The sequence below is a fragment of the Nocardioides sp. P5_E3 genome (assembly GCF_054049275.1).
Genome location: NZ_JBFUMR010000032.1, coordinates 1 through 18,976, shown reverse-complemented (window position 1 = coordinate 18,976; position 18,976 = coordinate 1). Strand labels below are relative to the sequence as shown.

Sequence of the window (18,976 nt, the reverse complement as noted above, 5' to 3'; positions counted from 1 at the left end):
GTGACGACGTACACCGACACCATTGCAGCCCTGTCCGTCTGCCTCTCCGCCGGTGAGCCGGTCGTGTTGTGGGGCGCCCCCGGCTGCGGCAAGACCGCTGTCCTCGAGTCCCTCGCAGTCGCCCAGGGGTGGCCGTGCGAGACGGTGATCGCCTCGGTCCGCGAGCCCAGCGACTTTGCCGGGCTGCCGGTCGTGGCCGGGGATGGCACGGTGCGGCTGGCGCCGCCGGCCTGGGCCCAGCGGATCGCCACGGCCGGGGAGGGCCTCGTCTTCTTCGACGAGATCACCACCGCACCTCCGTCGGTGCAGGCCGCGCTGCTGCGGCCGCTCACGGACCGCTGGGTGGGCGACGTGCGCCTGCCTGAAGCAACCCGATTCGTCCTCGCCGCCAACCCGCCCGAGATCGCCACCGACGGATGGGAGCTCTCCGCCCCGCTGGCCAACCGGATGGTCCACCTGGAGTGGTCGGTGCCCGGTGACGTCATCGCCGACGGCCTCGCCCGCGGGTTCACCCCCATCGAGGTGCCCACGGTGCAGACCTCCGCCGTGGCGCGTGAGGAGCAGCGCGCTCGCGTACTGGTCGGTGGCTTCCTCCACCACCGACGCGACCTGGTGTCGGCCGTCCCTGCGTCCCAGACCGACGCCGGCCGGTCATACCCCACGCCGCGCACCTGGGAGAAGGTTGCCCGGCTGTTGGGGCACGCTTGGGCGCTCGGGGTCGGCGAGGGCGTCAACCGGGCGCTGCTCGCGGGAACCATCGGGAGCGCGGCCGCGATCGAGTTCCTGCAGTGGCAGCGTGCACTCGACCTGCCCGACCCGGAGGACATCCTCGGCGACCCGACCTCCTTCGTGGTCCCCTCGCGGCCCGACTACGTTCACCCGATCGCATCCAGTCTGCTCGTCGCGATCACGGACCTGCCGACCACGGCGCGAGCCGCGGCGATGGAGCACGTCCTGGTGGCGTTCGCGAGCGCCGGACACGTCGACGCGGTGTTCACGGCCGCGTCCGGCCTTGCCAAGCTCAGGGTCAATGGCTGGGCGCCGGGCCTACCCTTCGTCACCGCCTTCGCGCACCTCCTCGCCGCGCTCGGTGACCTGAGGGCCGCCTGATGACGGCGGACGCTGCGCTGAAGATCCGGGCCGCGCGGGTATTGGCGATCCGCAACGCGCCGTACCTCGCATCGGTGCTGCTCCGCATGGTGCTGGTCGAGAGCGACCAGGTCCCGACGCTGGGCGTCGACCGACGGTGGCGGGTCTACGTCAACCCGGGGTCCGCCGCCGAGCGAACCGTCGACGACCTCGCCTACATCTGGCTGCACGAGGCCGGCCACTGCCTGCGCGGCCATCCGGTGCGATGGGAGTCGCTCGGCCAGCCCGACACGCTCCACGGCGTCTTCAACATCGCCGGCGATGCCCTCATCAACGCCGACCTGGACGACATCACCACGTCTCCGCCCGACGACCGGGTCCTGTTGTCGAAGCTCGGACTGCCGGAGACGCACCGGGAGATGGGTGTCGAGGAGCTCTACCGGCTGCTGCTCGAGGCGCGGCATGTCAGCGAGGGGCAGGCTACGCCGGACTGCGGCTCGGGTGCCGCCGGCGGCTCCCGACCGTGGGAGCTGCCCGGCGCCGACGCCCAGGCGGACGGGGACGGGTCGGTGGACGACGGCACCGCCGACCTGGTCCGCGACATTGTCGCCCAGGAAGTCCGCTCGCGTGCCGTCGCCGTCGGTGACGTACCTGGCGGTCTCAGCCGCTGGGCCGAGGCCCGCCTGCAGCCTGTCGTCGACTGGAACCGCGAGCTCCGAACGGTCCTGAGCAAGGAGCTCTCCCAGCATGCCGGTCGCCGGGACTACACCTATGCACGACCGGGTCGGCGGCGGGTGCCCGGTGTGGTCCTCCCGGCCGTGGTCGCCCCCGCCCCGCCCTCCGTCGCCGTTGTGATCGACACCTCGGGCTCGATGGCTCAACGTGACCTGGCGCGCGCTCTCTCGGAGACTCGCGACCTAGTACAACGGGTGAGCCGGAGCCGACGCCCGCTGCGCGCCATCGCCTGCGACCACACCGCTCACGAGGCGGCCGTGGTCCGCTCGGTCGAGCAGGTCGAACTGGTCGGCGGCGGTGGCACCGACATGTGCGAAGGGATCCGAGCCGCCGCCTCACTGACACCGAACGCGGACCTGGTCGTCGTCATCACCGACGGGTTCACCGGCTGGCCCGCTGTCCCACCCCGCCCCGACGTACGGGTCGTGGCGGTGCTCACCCGGCCCACCGCCATCGACCGCGTTCCGGGGTGGATCCGGGCAATTGACGCCTCAGCAGGAAGCGCCTCCGCAGCGTGAACAACGCCCTCCGATGGCTCCGATTTGTGTCCGGGGTCCAGGTCATTCTTGGCCCGACAACAACGCAGAAGGGACCTCAGATGTCCACCGACCACACCACTGACATCTCCGTCGACTACGGCTGTCAGCACGCCGCGAAGACGGCGTGCGAGACCGAGGCGCCCAAGCCTCCGAAGGCGACCGTCGCGGCCGGGATCGCCGCGTGGCAGGCCGGCTCGTCGACGGGTTGGGGCGTGACGACCAACGACGCCCAGGAGTTCTCCGGACTCGTGAAAGGCGGCGACGCCCAGGCGCTCCTCAAGGCGTTCGAGCAGGTTGTGGCGCTGGCGGACGTCCCTGGCGTCATCCGTGTCGAGCTGTTCTGCAGCGATCGGACATTCCTCGAGGCCGTGGCACCGCACGCGGCCGCGTGGCCTCAGCTGACCATTCACCCCTGGTCCGAGGGGTGGGAGCGCGGTTGGCTCGTCGCCTCCTCCCGCAAGTTGGCGCGCAACCTCGCCGAGCCGCCGGTCCCGGCCCCCGCCTACGTCGCCGCCGTTCCTCTCCTCGCGGCGACCGACGGCTCGAAGGGAGCCAAGGGCCGCTCCGGATTCGGCTGGGTCACCGCAGAAGGCGATTTCGGCTTCGGCTCCTTTGCCGGACCGATCCTGCTGACCGAGCTCGCCGCGGTCGAGGCACTGCTCACCGACGCGCCCCAGCGTCGCCCCCTGACCGTGCTCGTGGACTCCCGCGACGCGCTGCGGGTCCTGACCGGCCTGCAGCGCGGCGAGGCTGTGACCGCTCAGCGCGTACCTGGCACCCACACCAGCTGGGCCCTCCTGCGCCGGCTCCAGGCAGCACTTTGCAACCGCGTTGTCACTTTCTGCTGGGTCCGCGGCCACGCCGGCAACCCGCTCAACGAGTGCGCCGACCGCATCGCGCTCCAAGCACGTCGCCACCTCGACGGCGGCACCGCTCCAGAGGTGCTCGACAAGGTCATGGCCCGCATCCTCACCGACTTCCGGACCACCGACTGCTACCACCCCGCAGCGACCGCGCCGCCGTACGCCCACTCCGCATGAAGAAGGGGAACCCGATGACCACGGAGTCCGATCTCGCTCCCCGCCAGCTGGCCACCTGCGGGCCAGCTGAGCTCGAGCGATCGCTCGACGTCGTCCTGGCATGGAGCAACCGGGAGTCACCCCGGACGGCCGCTGCCGCCATCACCGAGATGGCCGCCAACCCGCATCTCGCCTACGAGCAGTTCGTGCGGCTGCTCAAGTACGCGCTGAACCAATGGCTCACCTGGCACGACGTGCCTGGCGGCCGCAGACTCAGTGAGGCGCAGTTTCAGATCCCGGCGACCGCCCCAGGACCGCGCGCCGGCGACTGGTGGCTCCGGCTTGCGCTCCACCCCGAGACCGTCGCCGCCTCGGAAACGAGCCCGCTCGGGCGACTCCACCGGTCGTGGCTGATGCGCCGCGCCTTCGCGACCAACGACCCGGAGCAATGGCCTGCGCTCTGGCGGGCCGCGCTCGGCTGGAACCACTCCGACGTCCGCAACGAGCTTGTCGCCTTCGCCCTGCGCCGCGGCCTCCAAGAGGAGCGCCCGACCGTCGTGGGCCTCACCCAAGCTGAGATCGAGGGCCTGACTCGCGGGTGCCTGCCCTTCACCGAGTCGCTCGACGCGCCTGTGCCCGCGATGACGACTCACGCCGAAGCGACTAGCAGCTTCTCGTCCGCGCTCGGGCTCGACCCGGAACGTGCCGAGCTCGCCGGACCGCTGGGTCACGCGGTCCTCGAGAGCGCGATCGCGGGGGATGCCGACGTCGGCCATCGCGGCGTACCGACCTGGATGGCGCTGCTCACCGAGGCCGACCGCACTGCGCTGCTCGCCATGCCGGGCTCGTGCCGCAAGGAGCCCGTCGAGGGGTGGATCGGCGCGCAGCGATGGCGGCGTCGCGAGGCCGAGGCATACCTGGTTGCGCTGCGAGTGTTCCCGCTCGACGAGTGGTCCGCTCAGCGTCACTTGACCTGCAAGGCGCCTCGACACCGGTTCGCCATCGTCCTCAATCCGACCTGCCCCGCGGAGATCGCACTCGAGGCGATCAGGCGCGGCATCGAGGAGACCGACGCGCTCGTCGCCAGCGGCAACCTCTACGAGACCGATGGCTACGGCCTCATCGAGACGTGGTGGAGCGCGCTGATGAAGGCTCGAGGCTGGCTGCCCCCTGAACAGGTCTCGGCCGCACTCCAGGTGGTCAGCGGCTGGATGCTGTCACGAGAGCAGCGGCTGCACTGGCTGTGGCGCCTCGCCGTTACCGCCTCCCTCCCCGACGGTCTCGACGGCATGACCCCGCACCAGTTCGCCTCCTACGAACACTGGCTCGACGAGCTCGTGGAGCATCGCTGGACCCCGACCGATCGGATGTACCTGACCGCCTGGGGCGCATCTGACTTCGGAGCCGCGACCTCCCCGCAGATGCTGCGTCGGCTGGTGCACGCCACAGGGGCCGGAAAAAGCCCGCTGCTCACCCAGCGAGCCACCACCGCCGCCCTCGCAGACCTTCCCTCCGAGCTGCGGGTCCAGGCGGCGCGGAAGTCACGCGACGACGTCCTCCGGTGCCTTGTCGACGACCCCGACAAGCGGGTGCGGCAACACGTCGCCCGCAACGGCAACGCCTCCGGCCACACGCTCGCCACGCTCGCAGCCGATCCGGATCCGACCGTCCGCGCACAAGTCGCCCGCAACAGCGCGATCACGGCCGAGTGCCTCACCACCCTCGCGACCGACCCGGTTCCGAAGGTGGCGCAAGCGGCCGGCCGGGCATTGCTTCGCAAGCTCGTACAGGTCGACTGAACCTGCCGCGACATCGCACGCAGCTTACGGAGGAGGACTCTTGTTGGAGGTCAGAGCCGACATTGCCTGGTCGAGGTTCACGCGGCTGCTCGCCGCGCGGCTCATCAGGGTGACGAGCGACCGGTCGTTCACCGTCTGGATGACGGACGACAACGACATCACGACCGGGGACGAGGAGGACGAGATGTACGACGAGATGGATGGCACCCAGCCATACATCCGAGGGCTCGGTGACCAGCACGGCAAGATCATCGCGGAGGTCACTGGCAACGCTTTCCTGCACCTGGACAATCAGCTGGGTTGCGGCCCGGACCACGCGTCCCGCGTAGGAGGCCGACAATAGTGGGGGACAAGACCGTCGAGGATGTCCGTGTAGAGGTCGACGGCCTCGCATTGGCCATCCGGGGTTGGCAGGTGGAGGAGATGCGCGCTCGACTCGTCACGCAAGCCAGGGGCGACGGGGAGTTCCGGCAGCAGGTCGTCGTCGCTGGCAGGCTGCGCTTCCAGCCCGAGCAGTGGTCGGACCGGTTCGCCCCCGACGAGTGGGCGTCGATACCGCTCCTGGCGCTGAGCCTTGCTGGCGCGCCATCCAGTCATCGGCCCTTGTTGATCGAGACCGCGCTGGACGCCGGAAAGCGACCCAGGGGAGTGTCGGAAGCCAGCACTCCCTGGTACTGCCGGGTGCCATTGACGTCAGCCGACTTCACGCTCCTTGTCACCGCATACGACTGGCAGGAGATCGATTCTCGCCTGGAACTGCCCACGACGGACAACGTCACCCTCCCGGTGGAGGTCATCGACGAAACCTCGCGCGACGCCATCCGCCTCAGGCCCCGCATCGTCACCGGCCATGTCTGCGGGGGAGACGACGGCGATGAGTTGCGGGTGGTTGTCGAAGGCACCGCTGAGTTCGGCAACGTCGCCGAGCTGCTCGCGACTTACTTGGACGATGAAGCTGCACATCGTGATCCTGACTCCACGCTGGAGGCCGTGGCTCCCTTCGAAGTGGCCGCGCCTGAGCTGGAGATCGAAGTCTTGGACGAGACCGGATTCCTGCTCGAAAGGCGCGAGCACACCTTCTACGGGTATGTCGCCGTGGGCAAGGCAGGGAGTCTTCCCCGACGTCAACCGCAGTGGATCGCCGAGATGAGTGGCGCCCTCAACGCCTACGCCGGCGTTCCCGCTCGATTGATCGTCAGGATCGTCGATCCACTTTTCCGCTAGCGCATGACACCGTGATGTCACTCGGCCCATCACGCCGCGCGGGGAGTACAGCGGCTTCCAGGTACGCCGGGGGCCGGGAAGGCGTGAGGCTCATCGCCGAACCCACGTGTGTGTGTGCTAGTCGCAGCACGCGACTGGGCGCATGTTGATGACGCCGGGCACCACGCTGTGCGTTGGCGTTGTCGGGGTCCTGGATGCCGGTCAGTCCCAGATGAACAGGAACGGGAAGTCGTGGTGGTGGAGAGGAAGTCCGGGAGGCCGTCCCAGCCGTCGGAATGATGCGGGAGATCCACAACCCGTTATACGAGCAGTCTCACATCGGGCTTTCGCATCCGAACCGACGGTCTCGCTCATTCTCCTCAGTAGAAATTGACCGCGGAAGCACGGGTCGATCAGAAGCAACGAGACGATGAGCGCAGCGATGCCTGCGCCACTGGCCTGGTTCTTCCTGTGATGTCGACGTTCTGCACCGCTCCGCGCCAGTCCGAGGCAACCAGAATCGACCCGCGCGGGCCGGGCCAACATGACTCGTAAATGTCCATGCCATCGAATCTTCGTCCCAGAAGTGACAAGGACCCAGCGACCCTGCGGTCAGTCGGGGTCCATCTGTGCGCCACGAGGGTTTCCAAACCCGAACGCTCTGATCCGTAGCGGCGCGTAACCTTCTTCCGGCCAATGCGAGCTCCGTCTTCTTTGCACGCTGCAGTTCGGCGTTTGCGCAGGTCAGAGGCCTATTGAGAGCCGTCTGAGGGCTGGTGGTGGGTCGTGCGGCAAATCGTTATCAAACAGGCTTCTGGAGCGGTTTCTGCAACCGTTTCCGCACCCGATCGACGATCGCCCAGCCGGTGGAAGTCACCCTCAGACCCAGGTCCGCGAGGGGGCTGCCCGCGACCGTCGACCCATCCTCCCGGGACTGTCAGTCGCGAGGGCGAGGATGGCGCCATGGCACGGAGCAATCAGACCTTCGAATCGCCGGTGGCAACTCGCGTTGAGCTCCTCATCGACGCCCTCGGCACGGCTACGCGAGTGGCGGAGTGCCTCGGCGTTACCCGTCCACTGCTGTCCAAGTGGCGGGTTGGCACGGTGATGCCGACGCCGGCACAAGCGAAGCTGCTCGTCGATCTCGACCACGTGGTGGCGCGCGGGTCGCTGATCTACGTCCCGGAGATCGTGAACGAATGGCTGTTTGGTCACGACTCCTACCTCGAGGGTGCTCGGCCCATCGGCGTGCTGCATCTCCGAGGGGTTGCCGATGTGTTGGCCGCGCTTGACTCGCTCGAACAGAGGGCGTGGGGCGGATAGCGGCGGAGAACAGGCCGCTCCAAGCGTCATTCAGCACTGCCCCGATCTCCAGTGCAAGTGCTGCCATCCGCCCGTACTCGTCGTTACCGATTCGATCTGGCGCGACGACCGAATAGCTCTCGCGTGCGCTACTCAGTGGGTTGTCCTGGGCCGGGGTTCCAGCCGTGTGCTGCGCGGGTTGATGATGCGCTAACTCAACGTCGTGATGAAGCCAGGCGCGTCTGGGCCGCACGGGCCGATGAGCTCCGCGCCTGAGCCTCACGCCACGGCAGTCGACGATCCCATTCGCCCCGCTCTTGGACCGACTGAACTAGTTGAGGACTGCCCAGCGTCAAAGCGTCATCGCTCCGGATGCCACGTCGCATGGGTTGGTCTCGCAGTCGTCGTCATCTCCTTCGATGTACCCCGTACCCTTGCTCATGCCATCACCGCACTCGGCGCACCACGACCATTCGGTGTCTCCGTCTTCGGACATTTGTACGTCGGCCATGCCCTCGCCCTCGCATACATGGCAGAGGTAGTAGTGCTCGTCATGCTCGATTGCCATCGATGACCTCCTCGACTCTCAGTGGTGGCGGCCCTTGCGCGCGGAGTGGATATCAGCGGAGGTCGTAGTCCTCATCTTGGCCAGACGACATCCAGATGTCTTCCGCGTACGACCATCAGCTCAACGACTCACCCCAGAGATCGTCCGGGTCTGCATTGTGGTCCTCGCCGATCGTGCAGCGGCAGTCCTCTGCGTAGGAGACCTCGTTTCCCTTTTGGTCAATTTGATCAACGAAACGCTGGTGCTTTGGGCCTGTCGGCATCGATCCTCCTCGATTCTGGCCGAGTCGTTGCCCGAGAGTTCGTCAAAGAGGATCAGCTCGATCGGAGAAAGTTGGGTCTCCACCCTGGAAGACCATCAGCAACCAGAACGGCCGATCTGCGTCACGTCGTTGCCGCTACTGACTCTGATTCGTGCCGTGTTTTGGTCGCGGCTGCGGATCGGCCGAAAGCGTCTTGAGAGACCCACAGGTTCGCCCCGCGCGTCTCGACTCCCTGCCGTAGGGTCGGCTTTGGCAGTGACGGGCTGAAAGGTTGGCGATGGGACTCTTCGACAAGGTGTTAGGCGCCGTGGCGGGCCTCGGCGGCGGAAGCGCCGACGACACCGCGACCTGTCCGTTCTGCGGGTGGGTGGKTGACAGCGACGAGATTTCAGTCGACTTTGGCTGCACCAACTGTGCTGATGGATTCCCCACATACTGCTGCGGGGGCATTTACGAGCAGGGCGAGGACACCTGCGCCAGCTGCGGGGAGCCGCTCTGACCTTGCGCTTGCTCGAGTTGGCCGCTGCCCTCGATCTGGACTGGCTAACCGGCGGCTACGCCGTCCACCAAGCCTGTCTTTGCGCCGCGTAACATCCACACCAGCGTGTCGGCTGGCAGCACAGGAACCGGATGGGCGTCGGTGAGTCAGCCCTGAGCGCCCGACCGAGGGCTTCGAGCATTCCGTCGACCAGCCGGCACTACGAGCTCGGCGTCTACGCACTGCTTCGTCCTCGAGACCTCACCTCACCCCCAGAAATGGCCTGGGATTCTGGTGCGCCGCACCCTTAGCGCGGGGACTCCCCGCCCCGGACTGCAGGTCTCCGCAGGTCAGGGGCATCTTCGCGAGGACGCCGCTATCCCCCCAGGTCTCCGGTCGGTACCGCCGTGGGGAACGTGACGATCAAGGCGACCTCGAGCGCCTAGCTAGACGAAGCCGCCGCAGCACCCACTGGCGTCGAGGTACATGCCTGGGGCAGCGGCAACCAGCCACCCGGCTCGTCGAGACGAGCCCAGGAAAGTGGTGCCCGTGCTGCGCCGCTGGGCCAGTACCGTGGCCCCCGTGAGCGCGCAGGACGACGAGGACGACATCTTCATCGTCGACCCCACCGAGCGGCCCCGGGGCGTCGAGGAGATGTTTGAGGTGCTTCCCGACCGGGACTACGGACCGCAGTGGACGCCGCTCAACACCCGCCTCCATGTGCTGCGCCAAACCCGGTACGCGCTCAACTATCGGGCCCTACGGATCCCGGGCGTACCCCCAGAGGGGCCGTTCGATGTGGCGCTAACCAACGCACTGTTGGCCATCGTCGGGCACGCCGATCCGCACATGACCGTGCGAGGTTCGCGCACCCTGCCGGCCAGCGCCCTGCTGCGCGTGATCGAGGGAATGCAGGCTGCGGCGGTAGAAGACGGGATGGCACCGCTCATAATCGACGTGCCGGTGCTGCGGGACGCGTTGGAGCTGACCCAGCCACTGCGACACGGTCGCGCCGATGATGAGTGGGTCATCTTGCCAAGGGCCCACCTGGAAGCGCTCCGAGCACTCGACGACGTCGAAGGACTCGGCGTCTTGGACGTGGCCGACCTAGTCGTCGCAGACGAGGCATCCTCCACATCCCCCGACACACACCTGGCGCTCACGCTGTTCAAGCAGCGGGTCGAAGAGCACCCGAGTCGAGAGATGACATCGATCGGGGACGCCCTATTGATGCCGATGGTCGAGGAATGCGACTCCTGTTGGCGGGAATCGTTCATTCCGGACGGAGTCGCCGAGGAAGAGGCCAACAGCGGCATGTGCGTGATCTGTAGGTATTTCATCAGCGCAGAAGAAGGCAGGGCCGCATTCGAGCTAGCCGAGTTCCAGCGAAGCTGGGACAAAGATTGACCGCCAGCAGACGCAGCGGTGCGAGCCTCCACCGGATCCCTCGCTCTTGTTTACCCCCTCACAACAGCCTCGCGACGTGGAGGGACAAGGGGCTCACTCGAGAGATAGACCCAGGCTTTCCATGGAGGCACGAGCCTCGGCAGCCCGGATTCCACAATCGTCCACAGGTTGACGGCCCCGCCGATAGCCTGACTCCCGGTTGTTGATGGTTTCAGCACGGGTGAGGACAGATGTCGGGATCGTGGGATGCAGGATCTAACTCGGGTTCACCCGACGATGGCTGGGGTGATCCGTCTCAGCCCCGTCAGGGCGTCAGAGCATCTGCGTTCCCGGTCGTCTCCAACGCACCTGTCCACTGGCTCCTCGCGGGCATCGCGGCAGCACTCCTGGGGGTACTCATCCCGGCCGCAACAGATGGGCTCGGCTTGGCTGCACTCGGTTGGCTTCTCGGCGGAACCGTCGCGATCTTGTTCCTCGCGGTCTTTGTGCACGTAGACCTCAAGAGGCGCAGTGCAGGGCTGGCTCGTGACAGCGATCTGGTGCCTTGGCTCCGCCGTCTCTTGGTCGTGCTCGCCGCCGCTGCCGTCGCGGCCAACTCGTGGACCATCGCGGATGCCGTCGCGAGAGGAAACTGGTGAAGCTGACTCGCGCGTGGGCCTCACTTGCCCTCCTGCCCTTCGTGTTGCCATCGAGTGCCGCAGCGCTGACCGCGCCGGCTTCGCCGGCAGAGTCCTCGGACGCGATCCAACGCTTCGGCGCATGCTTGGCCGCCGGTGGGCAGGGAAACCTCGTTCTGCTCCTTGACACCTCGGCTTCACTGCGGGGTACCGATGCTCAAGGTCGTCGAGTCGAGGCCGCCAACTACTTGCTTCGTGAACTCGGCTCGTTCGCCGAGTACGGAGCCGGTCTCGATGTCGCGGTGGCGGGCTTCTCAGACAACTACCGTCAGACGATGGACTGGACTGCGCTCTCCGAGCGCACCGTCGAGAAAGTCCTCGACTCAGTAGAGGCATACCGATCCGAGGACGACGGGTTCGAGACGGACTACTGGATGGGCGTGGATGGCGCCCGTCGTGCACTCGCGGCCCATGCCGAGGAGGGGGACTGCTCGGCGCTGGTCTGGCTCAGCGACGGCATGAACGACCTCGACAAGCGGGACAGCGACGCGGAAGTCGATGCATACGGGACAGCCAAGCCCTACGGCCCGGCGGTGGAGCTCACATCAGACGACGCGGCCGAGCGTCTCGAACGAGCTGGCGTGGCGGCGCTGTGCCGAAAGGGTGGCGTCGCCGATGCTCTCCGCGTGCAAGGCGTGACCACGTTGGCCATCGGACTGCAGGGCAATCAGCCCGCTGGTGCATTCGACCTGATGAAAGGCATTGCCACCGGGAGCAACGTTAGTGGTGCAGCATGCGGAGAGAGGGACGGCAGTCACGCCGGGACCTTCGTGCTTGCACAAGCGATTGGCGATCTCATCTTCGGGCTCGATCTCATCTCCGACCCCGAGAACGCGCCGAGTCAACGAAGCACACCGCTGTGCCAAGGCGCCGTGTGTCCCGAGGGCACTCACCAGTTCGTCCTTGACCCCTCCATCTCCTCCGTCCGTGTCCTTGGAGGCGCCTCCGGCTTGGAGGACTACTACGCGGTGCTGGTTTCGCCAGACGGCAAGCAGACCCGGCTGGATCAGGGTGCTTCGCTGCGAAGTTCGGGACGAGGCTACGGGGCATCGGGGAGGTGGGTCACCGACACGGTCTTCAGCCTGACGCTCGATCGACAGGCGGATCGAGGCTGGACCGGTGTCTGGAAGCTCATTTTCGTCGATCCTGCGTCGACAGGAGAGGGCGTCGCCCGTACGAACCTCCGCTTGTACGGCGACCTGAGGCCGGCGTGGCTCGACCAGGATCTGGCGGTCCTCACCTCCGGCCAGGTCGGGCCAATGCGACTCGGTCTCGTCCGGAAGGGCGGCACCGTTGTCCGGCCCGACACACTTCGGGGTGTCGTCGAGGTGGATGCGGAACTGGTCCAAGCGGATGGAAGCGACCTTCGGGTCGCCGAGTCATTGGACGCGACCGAGCTCATCGAGCCGGTAGAGCTCGACCTCACGAAGTCTCCGCCCGGGAAGTCGACGCTCAGGCTGACCCTTCGCCAGACCACGGCGTCGGCAGGTGACGTGCCGGGGACACCCCTCGAACCCAGTGTTGTGGACTACCCGGTGGTCGTGGCAGCACCTCCCGACTACCCGAGCGTTCCCGCCGTGGTCGACTTCGGTTCGGGCGAGAGCGCTGATCCGGCGACAGCGACGCTCGGCACTACCGGTCCGGGATGTGTTTGGTTGGAGAGCGCAGACGTGGCGACGTTGCCAGACCAGGTCACAAAGACCTCTGTCACCGCCGACGGGTCGGACGCGGCCTCGTGTAGTGAGGAGCTCACTCTGACCCTCACCCCCGATGACATTGGCTCTGGTCTTGCCAGTGGGTCCCTACGTTTGATGACCCTCCCAGACAACGCCTCGGCCGAACCTGTGCCTGCCACGGTTGGATACACCTACGAGATGCAGCGACCGGCCAACGAGCAGGTGCGATGGCTGGTGCTGGTGGGCCTGATGCTTCTCGGGCTGCTGATCCCGCTGGCCATCCTCCTCGCCGTCAAGTGGCTGACCTCGAGGATCCCCGGGGTCTCACTGACGACGGTGACTGCCTCCGGGGAGGTCTCTGAGAATGCTTCCTTCCTGGATGGCTGGAGACCCGAACCTGGAATGCTCACCCCACGTTCCCTCAGCTCCACGGATCGTCGTCGCGTTCCCGTCGGCGGTCGAACGGTTCTGCGGGCGCGCCCGAACCTGCTCAAGTTGACCGAGCCCGGGGATGTCGTGGTCGAGAACGCGAATTTCGCGGCCTCGAGTGGTGCGCGGTTGCCGCTGGCTGTCCAGGACCACTGGATCGCGGTTCTGGACGGGGCTGACCCACACGGTGGGCCGGTAGAAGTCGTGTTCATCCTGTCATCGGGTGCGCGACGCCTTGACGAGTTGGTGTCGGATGCTCGTGCAAGGATCCCCAAGGAAGTGGCCGAGCTTCGACGACGGTTGGGAACGCCCGTTCTCCAGCCAGCAGGGTCTGACGAATGGGGCGCACCGCGCGGACAGGGAACTGGCTCGCATGCGCAGTCCGGCGATGACGATGAGTGGTGATAGGGAAGTAGGAGAACCGCAGTGAAGAAGTTTCTCGTCGTCGGTGTTGGAGGCTCTGGAGGAGCCACGCTTCGTTACCTCATGGACCAGCTTCGCGCCGATCTTCGGGAGCAGGGGGTTCAGCAGTTACCCGACGCGTGGCAGTTCCTTCACATCGACGTGAACACCACGCCTGAGACGACCGAGGGTCTCGGCGACATCACAAAGCTCGGCGGTCGTTATGTGGCAGTGGGGTCAGCGGGGAACTCCTTCCCTGATGTACGCCGGACGGTGGAGGCACGCCTCGATGGCTCCAACGGCCTCGCCTCATTGGCGACCTGGGTGCCGGGCTCGGCCGCTGACACCGTTCCGGTTGGCACGGGGGCGGGGCAGTATCGCGCCATCGGGAGAATGCTCACCCTCACCCGTGTGAAGGACATCGAAGCCGCGCTCAATCAGGCGTGGCAGGCGCTTCAGCGCCCTACCTCCTGGGGTGGCCTGGCTCAGGCGATGCCCGACCAGGCGCCCTACGAACACTCGGGCTCTGTGGTGCCGATCGTGGTCGGGTCGCTGGCCGGCGGGTCGGGGGCGTCGATGTTCCTCGACGTCTGCCGCATCATGGGCCGAATCGGCGGGATCGATCGCTCGCTGCTCGGAGCCTTCTTGTTCACCCCAGATGTGTTCCAGGCGCTGTTGCCGGACAAACGCAAGGGCATCGACGGAAATGCCATGGCGGCATTGGGAGAGTTGATCGCCGCCCAGGTAGGGGCGTCGGCTGGTGCGGATGGCGACCTCTTGGAGTCGCTCGGGCTCACCGCAGACCGGGCTGCGACGCCTCCGTTCGGTCGCGTGTTTCCGATCGGATCGTTCATTGGCGGCGACGGTGCGCGCTTCGGCGAGACACACGAGGACGTCTATCGCGGGATCGGGCGCGCCCTGGCCGCAACCATCAGGTCGGAGGTTGCGTCGACCGACTACCTCAAGACCCGCTTTGAGAACCCTGCGCCGCTGGACGTTGACCGGACCCGATTCGGCTGGGGAGCCGAGAGCAAGAACATCGGCTGGGCTTCGTTCGGCTACGCAAGCCTCAGTTTAGGGCGTGACCGGTACGCCGAGTACGTGGCGCAACGGCTGGCCCGCACGGCCGTCGATCAACTCGTCGAGGGCTTCCATGACCCGACGAGCCAACTGCTCCCGGTCGAGCAACTTGACCAACTGATCGACAACCAGTGGCTGAGCATCGTGGAAGGGATTGGGCTCGCCCGACCCGGTGAGAGGGCCGGTGACTGGCTTTCCGAGTCAACCCTGCCAGCGACCAGTCGCCGGGACATGGTCTCCCCAGCGACCTCGCCTTTCGTCTCCTGGGCCGAAGGTCTTGAAGCGATGCCGGCTTCGGAGTGGATCACCGAGGTCCGCAATGGTGCGGCGAAGCACGAGGCTGCGGCCGCTGCAACATTGGACGCGCAGGCGTATCGCTGGGCGGAGGATTACGCCGGTGCGTTGGAAGGGAAGACGAAGAGCGAGGTCGTGCGCTTGCTGTCGCACCCACGTCAAGGGTTGCCCTACGCACGCAGGGTTCTTGAGCGGCTGCAGGGTGAGGTCGACACGCTGGTCGAGGGGCTGCGTGGGGCTCCGACGAACCTGACGACGCTCCTCGTCTCAGAAGAGACCGAAGCCGCGGCGACAGCGTTGAAGGCCACGGCGTCGGCATCCCAGGAACTGGTCCAGCGTGTGACCCGTGATGTGCAGGCCAGTGCCGACCGTCGACTTCGTGCCGGAGCGGCGCGACTGATCGGCGAGGTCCTCTCGTCCTACTCGCGCGACGTGCTGGAGGCCCTGCACAAGGCGGTGTCCCAAGCATTGGAGGCGCTGGAACACGCTCGGGGGTCGACCGCTCACCAGGCAGGGTTGGCCATGCTGCGCACCACCGTTTACAGCGAGTGGCCGAAGAACTCCGATGTGGTGCCCCAGAGGTTTGACCACGCCGTCAACGAGGTGCTGCTCACCTCATCCGGGGAGTTCCCAGCGAAGTTCACTGAGCACGTGATGGAGCCGGGGTCCGGTGGGGCGTTTCAGGACAACCTGTCAGCCATGGTTAACGAGGTGGTTCTAGGCCGCTGGGAAAGCGCTGGGGCCGAGCGTTCGGACTTTCCGGTCATCGGGGCAGAGCGCAGTTGGCGAGCGCCCGCCCTCAGGCTGGATCAGTCCGGGAAACCCACGCCCCCCAGCAAGCCGATCTACACGCTGGCACTCTCGACAGAGGAGCTGCTCGAGCGTGCACATGCGTATCAGGCTCGTAAGGGGTACCCGTTCGAGAAGTTCAGCTCGCAATCCTTCGAGGACTATCTGCACGAACGCGGGAAGTCGGACGTCGAGCTTGAGGGACGCCGCGACACATTTGTCCAGAAGTTCGAGGAGGCCACCAAGCAAGCTCGCCCGCTGGTAGGTGTGAGTCGGCCGATGATCTCTGCGATCCACGGGGCCGAGCTGTCGATCGACCTGACGTTCGGTGACATCCCGTTGCACCCGGGGACAGCTGTGGCCCAACGAGCCCGACAGTTGCTGGACGAGGAGGCGGCCAAGCGCTTCGATCGAGCGCTGAAGCCAACCGCTCGCGTGTCACGCATCGCAGTGTTCTCGGGGTACCCCGTCTACAGCCCCTTGGTTTTCACATCCTTCTTGCGTCAACTCCAAGCTCGATGGCTCGGGGAGTCCGAGCATGGCAAGACCGAGTTGTGGAAGCACAAGCGAGCTCGCCCTCTCCCCTCAGCGCTCGCCATGAGCCCCCACGAGCAGGCGGCGCTGATCACGGGCTGGTACCTCGGTCGTGCACTCGGGCTGGTTCACCCACCGGTCAGTCACGGCTCGGATGATCCGGTCAACGTCTGGAACGTTGACACGAACAGCTGGCTCAAGTTCGAGTCACGACTGCTGACTCCACGCGCCAACTATCGGAACCCTCACGGGTTCGATTGGCTGGCTGGCGTCCTCGAGGGTCACACCCTGGCGCTCGCCAACACGGTGGATGATCCCGAGTTGAGCAGCCTGCGACCCTACGAAGCCTTGCGACGCATTGCCGATGGCGGTGCTGACCATTCGGGCGGTTCGGGTCCGTCCGCTGCCGTGAACCTTCTCGAGGCGTGGTTCACGACCGGTGCGTGGCCCTCAGGTCAACCATCAGAGATCACACGACTGACCGAGGCAGACCCTGACATCGAGTCGAGGGCCGAGGCGTTTGTTGGTTGGGTCGCGAGTGTCCGAGAGTGGATCGAGGAGCAGTGGCTGGAGCGAACCAGCAGCTTTGACGCAAACGCCACATATCGACTGCGTGTCGACTCTCGCGAACATCTCCACACGTTGCCACTGTTCGCAGAGATCGCGCTTCCGACCTATGACGCACTCGGAGAGCTCATCAGAGTGGGCGAGAAGGCAAAGGCAAGGGCGCTGACGGGAGGAGTTGGCGGTGCAGCTCCACAAGTCTGAGCTGGTCGTCCTTGTCGCGAGGTCGCGAGAGTCTGCTCCCTTCCTCGACGTCCTGCGCGACTGGTCCGCGCTAGGCCTTGTCGCTGACTTCATCTTCGTCGATGCGGACTCCGAGTCCGGTCCAGCTGGCGCACAATGCATGACGGTCAGCGCGGGGCGCGTCGCATCCACGTCGCTCCAGGCACGGTTGGCCGACCACTCGCGAGTCTTCTCAGCTCATGTGGTTTGCCTGAGCCAGGTCGACGATGAATTCTCCAGCGCAGGGCTCGAGCGAGGTGGGGCGGTGTTCCGAGAGGTTCGCGACGCTCTTCCATCGGTTGAGGTGACGTGGCTGCACGTCATTGCCGTGGCCCAGCCCTCAGCGTGGCCGAGTGTCGCCCCGGACAAAGTGGGGTGGAGGGGTTGTCACAACGTGGTGTTGGTGCCCGAGGATTCACGAGCGCCTACAGCAGGCGTAGCGCAGGTCGAGGCTTCGCCTGTGACCTCGGTTCGATTGACTCATCAGGCCGGCGCTCTGTGCTCTGCGGCGGGGTTATGGGTCGCCGACCGGCGTACGCCGTTCAACGGTGAGCCGGACGCCGGTGGCGGCAACGTGACGGCGCTGCGCACCTTCACCCGCCATCTTGATACCGAGGCAGTGTTGCTCCCCCTGGTGGAGAATGTCATCGACGTGTCAGACAGGTATCCCCTTCCTACGCTCGACGGTCGACCTGTCCAGCGTGTGGAGGATGAAGTGGGAGTTGCCTCGACCATGGCGCACAGACTGCTTGAGCAGCATGCCGATGTGGTTGGCGCGCGCAGGCGATCGCTCCCGGCGCCTCCAGCTCGTCAGGGGGTCGGGTTCTTCCAGCTCTTCGGCTTGTTCTTCAGGTTCTTGGGCGCCGCGCTGAGACGAGCGCCCAGGGAGTTCGCCCAATGGATGCTCGCCGACGCCCAGAGCAGACTAGCCTCAGCCGCTCAGGCGGTGTTCTTGGGCTCGGGGCCGACGACCCACGTCGTGTCGGTCAAGGGGATCCGGGGCATCAAGGAAGACGGCACGCTGGCGACGCCAGAGGAGTACGACGCCCAGCTCAAGGCATTCATGGTGCAGGTGCCAGGCGCGACCAATCGAATCAGCGAACATCACGACCATTCGAGGCTCTGGAAGGACCTCGTCAACGGTGCGTTCACGCTGCTTGACGGTGGGGGCCGCGCCAAGGGGCTCGATGCCGAGCAGATCGGTGCCGGGACGGCGGTGATCACCAACCCCCGGCGCGTAGTGGCGCCGCCGTCGGCCGTCTTCCACGTCGCGCCCGAGGTGCGCGCCGTGGCCAAGATCGAGCAACTGTTGCCCTACGACGCCGACGCAGTTCAGCGCACCGATGAACTGCTCGCGGAGAAGGCGGACGAGCAGCGCGAGCGGGCGGCGGCCCTGGGCCGGGCAAGGACGGACCTCGCCGCGTGGTCTCAGGATTACGAGCGCTCCTATGTGGGGGTGATCGGCGTCAAGCTCGCAGTTGAGATGGGCAAACTGCGCCACGAGGTCAGGGAGTACGTCTCGGCGCTCAAAGGGGTCGGATCTCATTCGCAGCTTGCCCCGGAGTTCTACACAGCTCAGCAACGGCTCGCCAAGACGCTGGTTCTGCACGCGGTGGGATTCGTCCTGGTGGCCGTGCTGGTCGCTGTGTTGGCTGTGAGGGACTACCTCGATTGGGATGTAGCAGTCGCGCTCCTGGTGGTTCTCATCCTGACGTGGATCGGTTCAGGGACCTTTATCTTTCATCGCAATCAGCAGGCCCTCTTTTCTAGGTTGCAGGATCTTGAGTACCAAGCGGATCTCGTGGCTGCCCGGAGCTCGAACCTCGGCGAGGCATTGGAGGATCTCCGTCGGGTGCAGCGTGTCTACCGCCAGTACCTCTCGTGGGCTCGGGCTCTCGGGTCCTTCAT

Annotated in this window: 12 protein-coding genes; 11 read left to right on the top strand and 1 reads right to left on the bottom strand. The window is 66.3% G+C overall.

Going from position 1 to position 18,976, the window contains the following annotated elements; genetic code table 11:
• The 7 genes from ACXJKB_RS18460 (at position 1) to ACXJKB_RS18430 (ending at position 7,707) form a co-directional block, all read left to right on the top strand.
• A complete protein-coding gene (locus tag ACXJKB_RS18460; RefSeq protein WP_457190941.1) occupies positions 1–1,110 on the top strand; it encodes an AAA family ATPase in 1,110 nt (369 codons plus the stop codon).
• Positions 1,110–2,342, top strand: a complete 1,233-nt coding sequence (locus ACXJKB_RS18455) for a vWA domain-containing protein (RefSeq protein WP_457190939.1) — start codon at positions 1,110–1,112, stop codon at positions 2,340–2,342. Before ACXJKB_RS18460 ends, ACXJKB_RS18455 begins: the two co-directional genes overlap by 1 nt.
• Before the next feature lie 80 nt (positions 2,343–2,422).
• Positions 2,423–3,403: an RNase H family protein gene (locus tag ACXJKB_RS18450; RefSeq protein WP_457190937.1), complete on the top strand. Its 981-nt coding sequence runs from the start codon at positions 2,423–2,425 to the stop codon at positions 3,401–3,403.
• Positions 3,404–3,417: 14 nt separating this feature from the next.
• Positions 3,418–5,181 carry a hypothetical protein gene (locus ACXJKB_RS18445; RefSeq protein ID WP_457190935.1) on the top strand — a complete coding sequence of 588 codons (1,764 nt, stop codon included), beginning with the start codon at positions 3,418–3,420 and terminating at the stop codon, positions 5,179–5,181.
• A gap of 43 nt (positions 5,182–5,224) precedes the next feature.
• Positions 5,225–5,524: a hypothetical protein gene (locus ACXJKB_RS18440; RefSeq protein ID WP_457190933.1), complete on the top strand. Its 300-nt coding sequence runs from the start codon at positions 5,225–5,227 to the stop codon at positions 5,522–5,524.
• Positions 5,524–6,405 (top strand): hypothetical protein, encoded by an 882-nt coding sequence (locus tag ACXJKB_RS18435; RefSeq protein WP_457190931.1) that lies wholly within the window; start codon positions 5,524–5,526, stop codon positions 6,403–6,405. Before ACXJKB_RS18440 ends, ACXJKB_RS18435 begins: the two co-directional genes overlap by 1 nt.
• 942 nt (positions 6,406–7,347) lie before the next feature.
• The gene (locus ACXJKB_RS18430; RefSeq protein WP_457190929.1) at positions 7,348–7,707 is read left to right on the top strand and encodes a hypothetical protein; all 360 of its coding nucleotides are present in this window, start codon (positions 7,348–7,350) and stop codon (positions 7,705–7,707) included.
• Positions 7,708–8,038: 331 nt separating this feature from the next.
• Here the strand turns inward: ACXJKB_RS18430 and ACXJKB_RS18425 are convergent, their stop codons facing one another.
• Positions 8,039–8,254 carry a hypothetical protein gene (locus tag ACXJKB_RS18425; protein WP_457190928.1) on the bottom strand — a complete coding sequence of 72 codons (216 nt, stop codon included), beginning with the start codon at positions 8,252–8,254 and terminating at the stop codon, positions 8,039–8,041.
• Between the two features lie 1,322 nt (positions 8,255–9,576).
• Here ACXJKB_RS18425 and ACXJKB_RS18420 point away from each other — a divergent pair.
• The 4 genes from ACXJKB_RS18420 to ACXJKB_RS18405 all read left to right on the top strand — a co-directional run.
• Positions 9,577–10,401, top strand: coding sequence for a hypothetical protein (locus ACXJKB_RS18420; RefSeq protein WP_457190926.1), 825 nt, complete (start codon positions 9,577–9,579; stop codon positions 10,399–10,401).
• 634 nt (positions 10,402–11,035) lie between these two features.
• Entirely contained in the window at positions 11,036–13,588 is a 2,553-nt protein-coding gene (locus ACXJKB_RS18415) for a vWA domain-containing protein (RefSeq protein ID WP_457190924.1), read from the top strand.
• Between the two features lie 21 nt (positions 13,589–13,609).
• On the top strand, positions 13,610–17,050 hold the full coding sequence (locus tag ACXJKB_RS18410) for a tubulin-like doman-containing protein (RefSeq protein WP_457190922.1): 3,441 nt from the start codon (positions 13,610–13,612) through the stop codon (positions 17,048–17,050).
• Positions 17,031–18,976, top strand: a 1,946-nt coding sequence (locus ACXJKB_RS18405; protein WP_457190920.1) for a hypothetical protein, incomplete at its 3' end; no start/stop codon positions are given. The genes ACXJKB_RS18410 and ACXJKB_RS18405, both read left to right, overlap by 20 nt.